Annotated in this window: 13 protein-coding genes and 3 pseudogenes; 14 read left to right on the top strand and 2 right to left on the bottom strand. The window is 58.7% G+C overall.

The window, feature by feature from the left end; all coding sequences use genetic code 11:
• The first annotated feature begins 6 nt into the window (after positions 1 to 6).
• From tsaE to H522_RS0105525, 7 genes are all read left to right on the top strand, one after another.
• Positions 7 to 507 (top strand): tRNA (adenosine(37)-N6)-threonylcarbamoyltransferase complex ATPase subunit type 1 TsaE, encoded by a 501-nt coding sequence (tsaE, locus tag H522_RS0105555; RefSeq protein ID WP_051343943.1) that lies wholly within the window; start codon positions 7 to 9, stop codon positions 505 to 507.
• On the top strand, positions 495 to 1277 hold the full coding sequence (gene tsaB, locus H522_RS20390) for a tRNA (adenosine(37)-N6)-threonylcarbamoyltransferase complex dimerization subunit type 1 TsaB (protein ID WP_081411908.1): 783 nt from the start codon (positions 495 to 497) through the stop codon (positions 1275 to 1277). The genes tsaE and tsaB overlap by 13 nt, the downstream gene beginning before the upstream one ends.
• Positions 1264 to 1770, top strand: coding sequence for a ribosomal protein S18-alanine N-acetyltransferase (gene rimI / locus H522_RS0105545; protein ID WP_051343956.1), 507 nt, complete (start codon positions 1264 to 1266; stop codon positions 1768 to 1770). Before tsaB ends, rimI begins: the two co-directional genes overlap by 14 nt.
• 5 nt (positions 1771 to 1775) lie before the next feature.
• The gene (locus tag H522_RS0105540; protein ID WP_026961545.1) at positions 1776 to 2990 is read left to right on the top strand and encodes a tRNA (adenosine(37)-N6)-threonylcarbamoyltransferase complex transferase subunit TsaD; all 1215 of its coding nucleotides are present in this window, start codon (positions 1776 to 1778) and stop codon (positions 2988 to 2990) included.
• Between the two features lie 378 nt (positions 2991 to 3368).
• Positions 3369 to 4601, top strand: coding sequence for a quaternary amine ABC transporter ATP-binding protein (locus H522_RS0105535; protein ID WP_026961544.1), 1233 nt, complete (start codon positions 3369 to 3371; stop codon positions 4599 to 4601).
• Complete coding sequence (locus H522_RS0105530; protein ID WP_035452791.1) at positions 4567 to 5406, top strand: ABC transporter permease; 840 nt, start codon at positions 4567 to 4569, stop codon at positions 5404 to 5406. The genes H522_RS0105535 and H522_RS0105530 overlap by 35 nt, the downstream gene beginning before the upstream one ends.
• Before the next feature lie 115 nt (positions 5407 to 5521).
• Entirely contained in the window at positions 5522 to 6433 is a 912-nt protein-coding gene (locus H522_RS0105525) for a glycine betaine ABC transporter substrate-binding protein (protein WP_051343941.1), read from the top strand.
• Positions 6434 to 6654: 221 nt separating this feature from the next.
• Here the strand turns inward: H522_RS0105525 and H522_RS0105520 are convergent, their stop codons facing one another.
• A complete protein-coding gene (locus H522_RS0105520) occupies positions 6655 to 7608 on the bottom strand; it encodes a DMT family transporter (RefSeq protein WP_245578023.1) in 954 nt (317 codons plus the stop codon).
• 853 nt (positions 7609 to 8461) lie between these two features.
• Between H522_RS0105520 and H522_RS22065 the strand changes: the two are divergent.
• Positions 8462 to 8749: pseudogene (locus H522_RS22065) on the top strand (class I SAM-dependent methyltransferase); the annotation flags it as partial.
• 68 nt (positions 8750 to 8817) lie between these two features.
• On the opposite strand, the gene abc-f reads toward H522_RS22065, so the two are convergent.
• The gene (gene abc-f, locus H522_RS0105515) at positions 8818 to 10809 is read right to left on the bottom strand and encodes a ribosomal protection-like ABC-F family protein (protein WP_026961540.1); all 1992 of its coding nucleotides are present in this window, start codon (positions 10807 to 10809) and stop codon (positions 8818 to 8820) included.
• Between the two features lie 154 nt (positions 10810 to 10963).
• Between abc-f and H522_RS17830 the strand changes: the two genes are divergently transcribed.
• The 6 genes and pseudogenes from H522_RS17830 to H522_RS20965 all read left to right on the top strand — a co-directional run.
• Complete coding sequence (locus tag H522_RS17830; protein WP_051343940.1) at positions 10964 to 11581, top strand: 5-formyltetrahydrofolate cyclo-ligase; 618 nt, start codon at positions 10964 to 10966, stop codon at positions 11579 to 11581.
• Positions 11563 to 12360, top strand: a complete 798-nt coding sequence (gene mobA, locus H522_RS20385; RefSeq protein ID WP_051343939.1) for a molybdenum cofactor guanylyltransferase — start codon at positions 11563 to 11565, stop codon at positions 12358 to 12360. Before H522_RS17830 ends, mobA begins: the two co-directional genes overlap by 19 nt.
• Positions 12357 to 13343 (top strand): molybdopterin-binding protein, encoded by a 987-nt coding sequence (locus tag H522_RS0105500; RefSeq protein ID WP_026961539.1) that lies wholly within the window; start codon positions 12357 to 12359, stop codon positions 13341 to 13343. Before mobA ends, H522_RS0105500 begins: the two co-directional genes overlap by 4 nt.
• A 58-nt stretch (positions 13344 to 13401) precedes the next feature.
• Positions 13402 to 13593 (top strand): transposase, encoded by a 192-nt coding sequence (locus H522_RS22490; RefSeq protein WP_425387002.1) that lies wholly within the window; start codon positions 13402 to 13404, stop codon positions 13591 to 13593.
• A gap of 120 nt (positions 13594 to 13713) precedes the next feature.
• Positions 13714 to 14076: pseudogene (locus H522_RS22485) on the top strand (transposase); the annotation flags it as partial.
• Between the two features lie 523 nt (positions 14077 to 14599).
• Positions 14600 to 15097 (top strand): annotated as a pseudogene (locus H522_RS20965) (RNA polymerase sigma factor); the annotation flags it as partial.
• Between the last annotated feature and the right edge of the window lie 8 nt (positions 15098 to 15105).

The following is a 15105-nucleotide window of genomic DNA, read 5'->3' as shown; positions in this document are numbered from 1 at the left end:
CCGGTCATGGTCGACGCGATGTCCTTCACCACGCGGTCTGCTGAAGAGACGAAAAAGTTAGGCGGTATTTTAGGGCGCTTGCTCAAACCGGGCGACGTGGTCCTGTTGTCCGGGGACCTCGGCGCGGGAAAGACGACGTTTGCTAAAGGGGTGGCTGAAGGGCTGGGCATTGGCAGTGAGGTGGCAAGCCCCACCTTTACCCTGATTGCCGAATATGAGGATGGCCGGATTCCGTTTGTGCATATGGATTTATATCGCCTCTACGAGGAGGGCGCGCCGGTCGATGAGGAACTGGCGGCCATCGGATTTGACGATTACCTGGAGGGCCGCGCGGCCGTCTTGATTGAGTGGCCGCAGGCGGTGATGGATGAACTGGATGACGCGTTGGCGGTGCACATTTCGCCGCAACCGCTGCCGCGCATTGATGAGCGAACGTTTCGCTGTCACGCGTTGGGGCCAAAGAGCTGGCAGAGATTGGACGAGTGGGTGAAGCGATGGTTGTTTTGACGATGGACAGCGCGACCGATGCGCTGTCTGTGGCGCTTGGCTGCATTGATGACGGTAAGGCGGAGGTCTGGACCACCGCCACCTCCTTGGTGCCGCGGGGGCATTCCCGGCTGCTCCAGCCCTTGGTCATGGACGTGTGCACGCACGCGGGAGTCAAGCCGTGCGCCATCGAGGCCATCGCGGTTGGCGTGGGGCCCGGCTCTTATACCGGGGTTCGACTGGCTGTCAGCACCGCGAAGGCCATGGCGCTGGCGCTCAACATCCCGGTGCGGACGATTTCAACTCTGGCGGCGCTGGCCGAGGCCGCTTGTCCGGACGTGGGGGCGTCCTGCTGGTTGGCGATGCCGCTCTTGTATGCCCGGCGCAAGCGGGCGTTTGGGGCTGTGTACGCCAAGCAGGCCGGGAAGTGGACCGCTTTGTATGCAGAACAGGTGCAGCCGGTCGTCGAGTGGGCGGATCGCTTGAAAACGGCAGTCGCCGATGCGGAGGCCGGTGCCAGCGGTTCAAAGCCCGAGTGTCTGGTCGTCGACGATTTTCGCGAATCGCACCACGTGTTGCCCGACCTGATGCAGGCCCCGGCGTACGTCCGCGTTCCGCTCAGAGACGCGGCGGGTGGGCTGGGGACCGCGCTCTTGCGCCTGGCGGCCGCAGGGTATGGGCAGTGGCGAAGCGGGGATGAGGTGCACGAGATTGAGCCGATGTATGGTTTGGCTGTCGAAGCTGAGGTCAAACTGGAGGAGGCGAAAGCGCGTGGCCATGGCCAGCTATGAGTGGGATGCGGGCGAGTTTCACCTGAGATCAATGACGGTGCGCGACCTGAATCAGGTGATGCGGGTGGAGCAGCGCTCGTTTACCAGCCCTTGGTCACGCCAAGCTTTCCTGGCCGAACTGTTGGATAACCAGTTTGCCCGCTACATCGTGGCCGAGCGGGACGGCATCGTCGTCGGTTATGCCGGTGTCTGGCTCGTGGTCGACGAAGGACACGTCACCAATATTGCGGTCGATCCGGACTACCGTGGCCGCCATTTGGGCGAAGCGCTGCTCCGGGCACTGATGACCATCTGTGCCGCCAATGGGATCTTGCGCATGACCCTGGAGGTCCGGGTATCGAACGAGATCGCGCAAAACCTGTACAAGAAGTTTGGCTTTCATGGGGTGGGCGTGCGCAAAGGGTATTACACCGACAACCACGAGGACGCCCTCATCATGTGGGCCAATTTACCGCCGCTCGGGAATTTCGATGCGGCCATACAGAAAGGATGAAACGGTTGCTCGTACTTGGAATCGAGACCAGTTGTGATGAGACCGCCGCGGCCATCGTCCGCGACGGTCGTCTCATTTTGGCGCAAACGATTGCTTCGCAAATGCAGGTGCATGCGCAGTTCGGCGGGGTGGTCCCGGAGGTGGCCTCACGTCGGCACGTGACCGCCGTCACGCGGGTGATTGCGGAGACCCTGGCCGAGGCCGGGCTGCGATTTGCCGATCTCGACGCGATTGCGGTTACCTATGGCCCGGGGTTGTTGGGGGCGCTGCTGGTGGGGGTCTCGGCGGCCAAAGGGTTGGCGCTCGCCACCGGACTGCCCATCATCGGGGTCCACCATATCGCCGGCCATGTGGCGGCAGCGCTCTTAGCCCAGCCGACCTCTGCGTCCCAGGGAGGTTTGGCGCCTGCTTCTGCGGTCACCGCGCCTACCTCCCCGGCAGGCGTGGTGTCCGCCTCTTCGGGAAGTGCGCCTGCCCCGTTAGAGAGGCCGGCGCGTGTTCCCGCCGAGACGCCAACGCCCGCCGCCACGGACAACCCGACGCCCGGCGAGACTGGCGAGACCGGCATCCGGTTGCCGGTCTTGGCGCTCGTGGTCTCTGGCGGTCATACGGAGATTCTCCAGGTGGACGAGCAGTTTGGTTTCACGCGCCTGGGCGGAACCATCGACGACGCCGCCGGAGAGGCATATGACAAGGTGGCCCGTCTACTGGGGCTGGCGTACCCCGGCGGCCCTAAGCTGGACCAGTTGGCGCAAGGGGGAGATCCGCATGCCTTTGCCTTTCCGCGTTCTCTCATCGAAGAGGCGAATTTTGACTTTAGCTTCAGCGGCCTGAAGACCGCGGTGGCCAACGAGTTAAACCGTCGCCGTCAGAAAGGGGAGGCTGTGGATATCGCCGATGTCGCGGCCAGTTTTCAACAAGCGGTATGCGATGTGCTTGTGGAAAAAACCGCTCGGGCAGTGCAGACCACAAACCTGCGCCATGTGGTGGTGGCAGGCGGTGTCGCTGCCAATCAGGGCTTGCGGCAAGCCCTTCGCGCCCGCGCCGAGTCTGACGGGTTCTCGGTTGTCTTTCCGCCGCTGTCGCTTTGTACGGACAACGCCGCGATGATTGCGGCGGCCGGCTATTATGCGCTGCGGCGCGGCCTGCGGCACGACTTAAACCTCAACGCGCACGCGACTGTGTCGTTGTCCGATTGGCAATCCGGGCGGGTTGTCTGAACGGTGCAGACAGCGGATTGGGTTTATCCACAGATTGTGGACAGGCCAGTGGACAACTTGTGCACAATCCACACCCGCCACACTGTGGACAGTGTGAATAAGTCCATGGGGATATACCCAGGGCGGGCGATCCTCTTGTGGATAACTATGTGGATATTGTGGATAAGTCGGTGGATAACCTTATCCACAGGAGAAATACTTGCGCCAGTAAACCTTTCGGCAAAACCGGAGATATTATGGTAAACTAATTTGGGTGGCCTGAAATAGGCCATTTGCTCTATTTCGACAGGTGTTGACACTTGTATGGTCCGTTAAAAAACCATCGCGCGACGGATAGTGGGTCAACATTTGTCACAACGTATTCAAAGGGGGCTGATTATGGAGCAAAGAGCGTGGATTGAGCTCATGGACGTGACCAAGGTTTTTGGTGACCGGCCTGAAGCGGCCTTGCGGATGCTCCGCGAGGGCGCAGACAAGGAGCAGGTGCGCGAGAAAACGGGGCAGAACGTCGGCGTCAATCACGTCTCTCTGAAGATCAACAAGGGAGAATTGTTTGTCATCATGGGACTCTCCGGCAGTGGCAAGTCGACACTGCTTCGGTGCTTGAACCGGTTGATTGAGCCGACGACGGGGACCATTGTCGTTGACGGCACGGACATTACGCGCTTGAACAAAGCGGAGTTACTCCGGTTCCGTCAGAAGAAGATGGCGATGGTATTTCAGCAGTTCGCGTTGTTTCCGCACCGCACGGTGCTGGAGAACGTCGCGTTCGGCCTGGAAGTGCAAAACGTCGCAAGGGAACGCCGACTCGCCATTGCCGAGGAGAAGCTCGAATTGGTTGGGCTGAAAGGATGGGGGCACCAGTTTCCGCAAAACTTAAGCGGCGGCATGCAGCAGCGTGTCGGTCTCGCCCGAGCGCTGGCAAACGACCCTGACATCCTGTTGATGGACGAAGCGTTCAGCGCACTCGATCCGCTGATTCGCGACGACATGCAAAATGAGCTGCTCAACCTACAGCAACAACTGCATAAGACGATTGTCTTTATTACCCATGATTTGAACGAGGCATTGAAGATTGGGGACCGGATTGCCCTCATGAAGGACGGCGAGGTCGTCCAGGTCGGAACCCCGGAGGACATCGTCAGTCACCCTGCCAACGAATACGTTGCGCGCTTCGTCAAAGGGGTGGACGTGACGAAAGTGCTGACCGCGGAAGATGTCATGAAGCGGCCGACACCGCTTGTGCGCCTGAAAGATGGTCCGCGTGTCGCCTTGCATACGCTCCGGGACGCGGGCTTGTCTAGTGGCTTCGTGGTCGACGAAGGCCGGCGGCTGCGCGGCCTGGTGACCGCGGATGAACTGGCAGCTGCCGTAAAGGCCAAACGGACCTCAGTGGCAGACTGTACGCTGGAGTCCACTGTCACGGTCAGCCCGCAAGCGAACCTGGAGGAACTGGTCAGTCGTATCGTGGAGTCGCGCTATCCACTCGCTGTTGTCGATGAGGATGGAGTACTGCGCGGGCTTGTGCTGAAGAGTTCCATCCTGGAAGCGATGGCCGGACAAGGGGGTGAAGCCGATGTTGCCGAAACTCCCGCTGGCGTCGTGGATTAACCAGTTTGTCAACTGGCTGTCTGACGTTCTTGGCCCCGTGCTCGGCGCCGTCTCCCAGGTGGTGCAGACGGTAGTCAGCGGTATCACGGTCGGGCTAGAGCACGTACCCTGGTGGCTGCTTACCCTCGTTATCGCCGCCCTTGGATATCTGGCTGGGCGCTGGAAGCTGGCAATCGGCACCCTCATCGGCTTGCTCCTGATTGAAGATTTGCGTTTGTGGAACCATATGATTGAAACCCTCGTGTTGGTTATCGTTTCGTCGTTTGTGGCTGTGGTTATCGGCATCCCGTTGGGGATTTGGGCGGCCAGACGCAAAAGCGTCTACCAAGTGATGTCACCCTTGCTCGACTTGATGCAGACCATGCCGCCGTTTGTCTACTTGGTGCCGGTTCTGCTCTTGTTCAGCATCGGTGTCGTACCGGCCATCTTGGCCACGGTGGTGTTTTCGATGCCGCCTGCCATTCGCCTGACACGGCTGGGTATCCTGCAAGTCCCGGACGACTTGGTCGAGGCCGCGCGGGCATTTGGCACCAGTGACCGACAGCTGCTCTGGAAGGTGCAGCTGCCCCTGGCGATGGCAAGTATCAAGGCGGGCATTAACCAAACCTTGATGCTCGCGTTGTCCATGGTCGTGATTGCCGCCATGATTGGTGCCAGCGGCCTGGGTGCTGATGTCATGTCTGCACTTGAAACGGTGGATGTTGGCAAGGGCGTTGAAGCAGGGTTGAGCATCGTCATCATCGCCATCATCTTAGATCGGATTTCGCAAAATCTCGGCAAGCGCCGTTCGAAACCGTCCGCCTGAGTCGTCAAGGGCAAGAGGAGGGAAAATATTCATCGGCTTTGGGGGCTGCGGTGGAGAATGCCTCGAAGCATTAAGCGGATCGGAAAACGAAAGCAAACTCACAGGAGGGATCTTCTTGGGACTGGCGAAAAAATTGGGGATGATGGTTTCTATCGTGGCTGTCCTGGGAGCAGCGGCGGCTGGCTGTGGGACGGCCTCCGACAATCAGACGCAAGGAAATACCGCGACAACCGGTGGTACCACAGCGGGTGGCGGAAAGACCATCAAAATCGGGTATGTGACCTGGGCGGAGGACGTCGCCGCCACCATGCTATGGAAGCAGTTGCTTGAGAACAAGGGCTATACGGTACAAACGACGCAACTTGACGCGGGACCCTTGTTTGCCGGACTGGCGCAAGGGGGCGAAGACGTGTTCTTCGATGCCTGGCTGCCAAACACCCATAAAAGTTATATGCAACGGTATGGCAGCAGTCTGACCAATCTCGGCCAGTGGTACCAGGGACCGGTCAAAATTGGCCTTGTGGTGCCGTCTTATGTCAAGGACGTCAACTCCATTGCCGACTTGAACACCCATGCCAGTGAGTTTAACAACCAGATTGTTGGTATCGATGCCGGGGCTGGCGAAATGCAGACGGTGCAAAATAAGGTTATTCCGGATTACCATTTGAAACTGCACTTGACCTCAGGCAGCGAGGCATCGATGCTGACCGCACTGCAACGGGCCATTTCCCAAAAGCAGCCGATTGTAGTGACCCTGTGGAGCCCCCACTGGGCGTTCAGTAAGTGGCACCTGAAGTACCTTCAAGATCCGAAGACTGCGATGGGTAAATCGGAGCACATCCAGACCGAGGCCAACAAGCAGTGGGCTGCGAGTAATCCAAAAGTGGCCGGATGGCTGAAAAACTTTAAACTGACGCCCAACCAGCTCGGTGAACTTGAGCAGGACATCAACAAGGACGGCAATACCAAGGGCGTACAGGAATGGATTTCGGCCAACCAAAGCCTGGTCAACAGTTGGTTTAAATAAAGGGCAGGTCTAAAGGAAAGGCCAGGTTCAGGTCATCATCGGAATCGCACACCGACGGACGGTGCCTGTCTCGGGGGAGTGAATAAAATTCCCGCAGACAGGCACTGTCTTTTTCTGCGTATAAATTTCGGGGTGAATGTCTTGATTTGAGTTCACCTCTGGTGTACGTGATGCATCTCTGCCGCGTTTCCGCCGCCCGCCCGAGCGCGTGGCGAGGCGATTCACACAGCCCGCCCAATAGCTCCACGAACCGATTCCGCTTGTTCTCCCGGCATGCGCGATAGTTGCAGAACCGCCAGCCAGATGACAGCGAAGCCAATCCATTGGCCAACCGTGATCGTCTGATGCAATACAATCCAATTGAGCAACAAGCCCGTGGCCGGGAAGGCCAATTCCGCGACGGTCGCATAGGATGCGCTCACGCCGTTTAGTCCGCGGTAATAGAGCAACAGGCTGATGAGGCTCGGCACCAGCGTCTGGAACAGGAGATTCGCCCAGACCGGCAGCAGGGTGAGCGACACCGTCATCTTGTGCCAGTTGGGGTGTTGACCGAGCACGATAAGAAACAGCAACGGCAGTGCCACGGCAAAACGAAGCGCCGTCATCGTCGTAAACGAGACTTTCTCCACAATTCGCTTTTCCATCACGGTCGATCCGCCCCACAACACGGCGGCCCCGAGAGCACAGAGGCCACCAATCAGGGCGCCGTGCGTTCCACCATCTGGCATGTGAAAGCCAAACGTCAACAGGTATGCCCCGATAAGTGCCGCGATGAGTAGCGGCCAATAGCCCTTGCGCACCCGCTCCTGAAGAATCCATGCAGCCATCAACACGGCAAACACGGGCTGCAGTTTTTGCATGATGAGCACCACGTTCGCGTTTCCATAATGAAAGCCTAACGTAAACAAGATGGACGCCATGGCCGATCCACCCCAGGCTACAAACAATACTGCGAACCAGTCACTAAGGTTCAGCCGCGTAAGCTCCTGGCGTTTCCAAATCAGTATCGGGACTACGAACAACGACAGCAACAAGTGCTCCAGAAAGACAATCTGTGTCGACGAAAAATGGTCCAGCAATGCGACGATGAAGACGGCGTCGAAGCCCCACATGGCCGCGCCGACGGCAATCAGCCATACCGATGCGCGGGCAGATCTACTTTGAACTGATGCCAATTCAAATACCTCCATTCGAAATCTGGGTATTTGAATTGAACCTTCTACGCAGGACCACTCATAGGTGGTTTTCAACTGCGAATACGTCGACGGTTTATGCCCATACCTCTTGTATGCCTTCCCAACTTTCCTTGACCACGAAAATAAGGGCGGTTGGTCTACACTAGATGCCCTTCTTATTGGATAAGCTCCCCAACATAACATGTACAGTGAGAACCAGGACTTGGGGTCCTTTGAGGAAGGGGTGTATCGAATTATGGACGGATGTTTTGGTGGCTACACTCGATGGGCTGTTGTATTCCTTATTATCTTCGTCCTGTTCATCTTGCTTGTTCCTTATTGGGGCGGTGGGGCAGGGTATTAATGTGAGAGCAGTTGAGAGCGACTTCCATCGCCTCAAATCACCGAGTGAAATCAACGATCTGTAACAAAATTAGGTAAGTCCTAATTCAGGACCGGGAGGAGGGCTATTAATTGGACAGGTGTCCGCCGATTGTATGTCCACCGGTATATGAGTATGAAGATTGTTACAGTTATCGCGAAGTCCCAATCGTTCAGCCAGTCGTCAGAGTTAGAAGACACATCATTGTAAACGTACCAAAGTACTATACTCAACCTGAGGCAAGGGACGTAGTTATAGACCCTGGTTGTCCTGGACAATGTAAACCCTACTAATCATTATTAAGAAAAACCGTCTGGGAAAAACCGCCTGGCGGTTTTATATTCCACATTTCGCGCCTGTTCTACGCGTTGGAGCTTGAAACTCGGCGAGGGGCTCCGGGATAACCGAGCCCCTCGATACATCGTAGGAAGTGAGTAAGAATGCGCCATCGCGTAAAAGGGGGGTTCCCCCATGCCGAATCAAGACTTCAAGTCGTTGGTTAAGGAGCAATTCGGCCGAAACGCGGAAAAATACGTGCGCAGTGCGACGCACGCTCAAGGCCGTGATCTCGTTCAATTCATCGAATGGCTCCAGCCGCAAGCCAGCCAGATTGCCCTCGATGTGGCCACAGGCGGCGGGCATACGGCGAAAGCGTTGGCTCCACACGTCAAAAGGGTATTTGCCACCGACTTGACGCCGACCATGTTGGCCACCGCGCGCCAGCCTCTGACGGCCAGCGGCTGTGACAATGTGTACTACGTCGCGGCATCGACACCGCCTTTCACGTATGGCTGGTGCGGTGCCAGTGTATCAACGTCGATCGTCCGTTACTTTGGCCCCGCTGCTTGCCACTCAAGGGCCTCCAGTTCGGCCGCCGCAGCCTCCCACGCGGTCATTCGCTCCGCGTGCTCCGCCTCCAGCCGTGTGTGTTCGGCCTGCAGGCGCTGCCCAGCCTCGTAATCCTGTTCCTGCGCCGCCCTCAGCATCTGTTCGCTGAGCGCCGCCATCTGTTCCTCCAACTCGGCAATCTCCTGTTCCAGCTGTTCCACTCGTGCTCGCAGCTTGCGGAGATCGGCGGATCGGACCGGGGCTGGGCTGCGCCCCGTGGGGGCTGACTTATCGGCGGCAGAACGGTCCCTACCGGGACCGGGGCCCTCTTCCTTCGAGGCCTGCCCGTCCTCCGATTCGGATGCCCAGCGCGCTTCTTCCGCCACCTTCTCCACATAATCGCTGTAGTTACCCAGGTACAACCGTACGCCGCCTTCGTCCACGCGCAGGACATGGGTGGCTAGCCCATCGATAAAATACCGGTCATGCGAGACGAACAAGAGGGTTCCGTCGTACTCGGCCAGCGCCTCCTCTAGGGCCTCGCGGCTGTCCAAATCCAGGTGGTTGGTGGGCTCATCGAAGACCAACACGTTGGCCTGACGCAGCATCAGCCGACATAGGGCCAGGCGGCTGCGCTCCCCGCCGCTTAAGCCTGACACCGGGCGATTGACCTCCTCGCCGCGGAACAAAAAGCGGCCTAAGGCGGTGCGCACCGTTGTCACGTCGAGACTGGGGAATTCATCGTGGATTTGTTCCATGACCGTCTTCGTGTCGTCGAGGCCCTCCTGTTCCTGGTCATAGTAGCCGATTTCCACGTGTTGTCCCCAGACAATCCGCCCGGACAACGGCTTTACCTGTCCGACCAAGGTTTTGAGCAGCGTTGATTTGCCGATCCCGTTTGGGCCAATGATGGCGAGCCGCTGTCCGCGCATCAGGTGCAGGTCGATGGGCCCCGCCAGCACCCGCTCTGGAAACCCCACAACGAGCCTCTCCAATCGCAATACGTCCCGCCCGCTCGGCCGGGTCGGAGAAAAGCGTATCCCCATGCGTCGCTCATCGCCGCGGGGTGGATCGAGGCGTTCCATGCGTTCAAGCAGCTTACGCCGGCTTTGCGCTCGCTTCGTGGTCGAGGCGCGAGCGATGTTCTTCTGGATGAACGTTTCGAGGCGGGCGATTTCTTGCTGTTGCGCTTCGTACCGGCGTTGCGCCCGAGCGAGGGATTCGGCCCGCAGCTCCACGTACTGCGAGTAGTTTCCCTCATAGCGGGTGGTCCGCCCATTCGCCAGCTCGTAGGTTACCGTCGTCACCTTGTCCAGGAAGTACCGGTCGTGGGAGACCACGAGCACGGCGCCGGGATAGCCAGCCAGGTAGGACTCCAGCCAGTCGAGCCGCTCTGTATCCAGGTAGTTGGTCGGCTCGTCGAGAACCAGAATGTCGGGCTCTGTCGCGAGCAACCGTGCTAGGGACAGTCGCGTCTTCTGTCCGCCGCTTAGGTTTTTCACCGGCAGTCCGTGCATCTCCGGCGGGAACGCCAGCCCGTCCAACACCCGCCGTACCCGCGCCTCTACGGCATATCCGCCCTTCTCCTCGAACTGTTGCTGTAGCTGCGCGTAGCGGCGGCTCACCGTCTCCAGACGCAGCGGGTCTTGGTACACGGACGGATCGGCCATATCGGTTTCGGCCTTGCGCATCTCGGCCTCCAGTTCCCGAAGGTCAGCAAAGGCGCCGGCCACAAACGAAAACACAGTCTGCTCGCCATCCGTGTCCACGTACTGCGCCACGTAGCCCAGGGTCACCCCGCGCGCCGTGCTCACGCTGCCCGCATCGTACGGCTCCAGGCCCAACAGGATGCGCAGGAAGGTGGTTTTACCGGCCCCGTTGCGACCCACCAGCGCCACCCTGTCCCGTTCCTGTACGAGTAGGTTGGCTCCTTTTAGCACCGGGTGCCCGTCGTACTGTTTTTCAATCTGGTTTGCTTGTAGGACAATCATCGTCGTCTTCTCATCCTCTTTCTCCGGCCCCGTTGCGTCCGGCGGTCGCCGACGGCGCTTCTCTTCTACTTAATCAGTTTTCGGCCCGCCGGACAACCCGCGTCCGGTTTACGGTACAATGGAAAGGAAGTTTGATGCGTGAAGGAGACGGCCAATGGCGAAAACCGATGGAGTCTGGGCGGATAAGGCAGCGGCCCGTGCCCATTTTCTCCATCTGCGGCAGGGCCTCGCGGACGCGCACCGTGCAGATGCCGAATCTCGCGTGCAGGCGCGGCTCGTGCAGATGATGAAAGACATGTATGGGCCGCACTCCGTTCCTCGTGTCGCCGGTTTTTATGCGGCCGTCCGCGGTGAGCTGGACGTTACGCCGGCGGCGGCCGCGTGGCGGCGGATGGGTGGCATCAGCGCCTACCCGCGCGTGTGCGGCAAACGGCAGATGCAGTTTCTCTCCGTTGCGGGGGAGGATGAGCTGCAGCCCGGCAGGTTTGGCATCCTGGAGCCGCCGCCCACCGCGCCAGAGGTCGCGCCGGCAGATTTGGCCATCATCGTCGTCCCCGCGCTGGCGTACAGCCAAGCCGGCTGGCGGCTCGGGTACGGCGGAGGCTTCTATGATACGTTTTTCGCTCAGCCAGCCGTCCGTGCCGTGCGCATTGGCGTTGCGTTTTCCGAGATGGTCGTGGAGACACCCCAGTGGCTGGTCGATCCGTTTGACGAACCTGTGGATTTCGTTATCACGGAGGAAGAGGTCATCGTATGCAGCCAAAGGCGTTAATCCTGGCCGGTGGGGCGAGTCGGCGCATGGGGACCAACAAACTGTCTTTGCCCTCGCAGCCGGGCCATTCCTTGACCGTGCTGGGCGCGGTGCTGGCGGCGGCGCACTCGGTTACACCGGACGTATCCGTCCTGGTGGCGCCCAGAGCGGACAGGGAGACCGTGTGGCAACAAGCCCAGTTCGCCGGCCTCGCCCAGGTTCGCGTCTACGAGGACCTGTCTCCATACCAGGGGCCTTTGGCCGCGTTGGCCACAGTTTGGCCGCGTCTCTTGGCTGACGATGTCCGGGGCGAAGCCGGTACAGCCGACGAGGACGGTGCTGCAACGGGGCGCGAAGAGGCAGCAGCTGGCGGCGGAGAGGCGGCTGGCGGAAGCGAAGGCGGCACGTCGGCCCTCGCGCCTGCTGGCGAATTGACTTCTGACCGTCCGGTACTGGTGCTGGCGGGCGACCTTCCGGGGATACACCCGCGCGTTCTGCAGGCCCTGGTTCAGCGTTTTCAGGAGGTCTGTCGAGCGGATCGCGACGCGGTACTGGTGGTGCGCGACGGGCGCTGGCAGCCGTTACTTGGGTGTTACAGCTCAGGAGCCGGCGCGGTCTGGCAGGCGGCCACCCGTGCAGGGGAGACGCGACTCATGCGGGCGTTGGCCGGTCTGCGCCTGGTGGCCGTTGATGCCGACCGCGCGCGCTGGCCGGATTGGTGGACGCGGCCCCTGCATACCCCAGAGGATTTGGCGGACTGGCGGCAGTGGATGAGTCAACAGGGAGGTGACCGCAGATGAAGCGGGAGGTACCAGTTGAGAAGGCAGTGGGGATGGTGCTGGCACACGATTTGACGCAGATTATCCCAGGCGAGTTCAAAGGGGTGGCATTCAAGCTCGGCCACATCATCCGCGAGGAGGACATCCCGCGCCTGCTCGACATGGGCAAGCGTCACGTTTACGTGTTGGAACCGGATGAAAATGAGCTACACGAGAACGAGGGCGCCGAGCGGATGGCCAAGGCGGTGGCCGGACCTGGCGTGCAGTTAACCGAGGTGCACGAAGGCAAGGTAAACCTGAAGGCAGCCCGGCGCGGACTGTTGTGGGTGGATGCAGGGACAGTCACGGAGATGAACCGCATCCCCGACATCGCCATCATCACCCGCGCGCCGTTTATCGATGTGGCCCAAGGCGCCTCAATTGGCGCAGTGCGACCGATTCCGCTGCTGGTTGAGCGCGCGAAGATTGAGCGGGTGGAGGCGTTGGCCGCGCGAGCGGATATGCCCGTGATTGACGTTCTCCCCTATCAGCCGCACAAGGCGGCGATTGTCACCACCGGCAGCGAAATTCAGAGCGGCCGCGTGGCAGACAAATCGGGTCCCGTCCTGCGCGAAAAGTTCGCCCACTTTGGCGTCGAGGTGTTGAGCCAGGTGTTCCCCGGCGACGAGGTGGAGGCGATTGTCGCCGCGATTGTGGAGGCGTGCGAACGCGGTGCTACGATTGTCTGTGTGACTGGCGGTATGTCGGTCGATCCGGACGACCGCTCGCCGGGGGCGATTCGCCGCGCGGCGGATACGGTCGTTCGCTACGGCATGCCACTGTTGCCTGGCTCCATGACGATGCTCGCCTACCGTGGCGAGACCGCCATCTTCGGCCTGCCCGGCGCCGTCATCCACGACGCCCGCACCGCCTTTGACGTACTCTTGCCGCGCGTTTTGGCCGGACTTCGTATCACCGAGGACGACATCGCCCAGCTCGGGGTGGGCGGCTGGTTGTACGCGTGAATCGAGTCGAGACGCGGCCCCAGTCCGGCCGCGTCTCAGGAATGAATGCGTGCAGTACATGAACCTTAGACTGTTTCAACGGAGGTTCCAAACAGAAGAGGCGTGCCAACAGCACCTATTTGCTCTGCGCTGGCCGGATGGATTCCGTTGCCCGGCATGTGGGCATGACCGGTATTACAAGATCTCTAATCGACTGCTGTTCCAGTGCACTGCCTGTCGGCACCAGACATCATTCATTGACGGCAGGTAAGATATTTCATAAGACGCGGACACCACTGACGGTCTGGTTTTGGGCATTGTTTCTTGTTGCCCATGACAAGCGAGGCATTTCTGCCCTGGCACTCTCCCGTGAAGTGGTCGACGAACGAACAAAACGCCCGTCCTCGTAGCGATGGCACTCACGCCACAAGGCAATCCCAAATACCTAAAGATGCGGGCTACGGAAAATGTGAAAAGTGAAACGCTCACACAGTTCGTCAAGCAATCCTTCGCTTCGGATGTCACGATTGTGAACGATGGATTCAGCGCGTACAAAAAGTTGGCTGAGACGCGAAGCACGTTGACCATGAAGTTTGATCCCGACAACAACCCGGACCACATGAAATGCATCCACGTATCAATTGCATACGTTTCTAGAATAGAACAGTCTAGTTGTGTCGTGCCTAGTTCTATCCAACGAACTAGAAACGCGGCGATTATGTTGGAGGCGCAGATACAGGTGACGACAGAATGAAAGGAATAGAACAGGCAATAAGATTTGCAATGATTTTATGAACAGGAAGTCATTCGCGATGTTCAACTCTACGTCCATTAAGCGGTTTTTTGATCCTCCACGTAGATGGCAAATCCATGTCGAACAGTCTTAAGATGCGCTCGATCTGTGTGCCGCTCAGGAAATCGGCGGTCTGTGCCATGAGTCCCCCAGTTTAACGTGGGCCACGGTCATCTCGTCGAGCGTTTCGAGAATCGAAACGCCCGTTTTCGAGATCAGATATCCTACCGTGCTATACAGCAGTAAGGACAGCAGCATCAAGGACGCGAACGCATTGACATGTCTTCTTTCTCCCGCGAAGCCTGCACCTGTGCGTCTGCTACAGCTTTTCATGCGAGTTGAGTCTCAGAGAACAACGATGAAACATTTTTACCATTGACCGCATCTATCGGTGAAGAAAGGGGGTGACCGATCACTTGGACCATCGTTTGGAATTTGAGCAATGGATTCACAAGTACGTTGATCGGCTGTTGATCGGCTTACTAGATTGGCATACACCTACCTTCGAGACTGGTCTGCTTCTGAAGATGTCGTTCAAGAGGCCTTCATCAGGGCTTATGAATCTAGAAGCCAACTACGAAATGCTGAAAATCCATTTCCATGGCTCGCCCGGATTGTTGTCAACCAATGCAAGACACTTCACCGAAAAACATGGAGAGAAGTGATCACGGACCTTCTTCCAGAGCGGATGACCTTAGGCACAGAAGACACGTTGCTCACCAAGGAAAAAACGAGCACTATTCATCATGCAATCATGGCACTTCCGGAATCATTGAGAACGCCGCTGTATCTATATTACTTTGAAGAAATGCCGACTAAGGAGATTGCGCACGTAATCGGTATCAGTGACGGAGCTGTCAGAATACGCCTGACGCGCGCAAGGGAGCGCTTTGCAGCCGAACTGAAAAGGAGGGAAGAGGATGAATATCGAGGAGAAGTTAAAGCAAGCAAAATCCCAATTTCCACCCCACACCGTCGATAAGGAGAAGT

The organism is Alicyclobacillus herbarius DSM 13609 (assembly GCF_000430585.1).
Taxonomy (GTDB): domain Bacteria; phylum Bacillota; class Bacilli; order Alicyclobacillales; family Alicyclobacillaceae; genus Alicyclobacillus_G; species Alicyclobacillus_G herbarius.
This window is presented reverse-complemented; position numbering and strand designations above follow the sequence as displayed.

Coding starts and splice junctions, on each gene's coding strand:
- H522_RS0105535 (WP_026961544.1), top strand. CDS start 3,369: ATGGAGCAAAGAGCGTGGATTGAGCTCATGGACGTGACCAAGGTTTTT.
- tsaB (WP_081411908.1), top strand. CDS start 495: ATGGTTGTTTTGACGATGGACAGCGCGACCGATGCGCTGTCTGTGGCG.
- rimI (WP_051343956.1), top strand. CDS start 1,264: ATGGCCAGCTATGAGTGGGATGCGGGCGAGTTTCACCTGAGATCAATG.
- H522_RS17830 (WP_051343940.1), top strand. CDS start 10,964: ATGGCGAAAACCGATGGAGTCTGGGCGGATAAGGCAGCGGCCCGTGCC.
- mobA (WP_051343939.1), top strand. CDS start 11,563: ATGCAGCCAAAGGCGTTAATCCTGGCCGGTGGGGCGAGTCGGCGCATG.
- tsaE (WP_051343943.1), top strand. CDS start 7: ATGGTCGACGCGATGTCCTTCACCACGCGGTCTGCTGAAGAGACGAAA.
- H522_RS0105500 (WP_026961539.1), top strand. CDS start 12,357: ATGAAGCGGGAGGTACCAGTTGAGAAGGCAGTGGGGATGGTGCTGGCA.
- abc-f (WP_026961540.1), bottom strand. CDS start 10,809: ATGATTGTCCTACAAGCAAACCAGATTGAAAAACAGTACGACGGGCAC.
- H522_RS22490 (WP_425387002.1), top strand. CDS start 13,402: ATGAACCTTAGACTGTTTCAACGGAGGTTCCAAACAGAAGAGGCGTGC.
- H522_RS0105530 (WP_035452791.1), top strand. CDS start 4,567: ATGTTGCCGAAACTCCCGCTGGCGTCGTGGATTAACCAGTTTGTCAAC.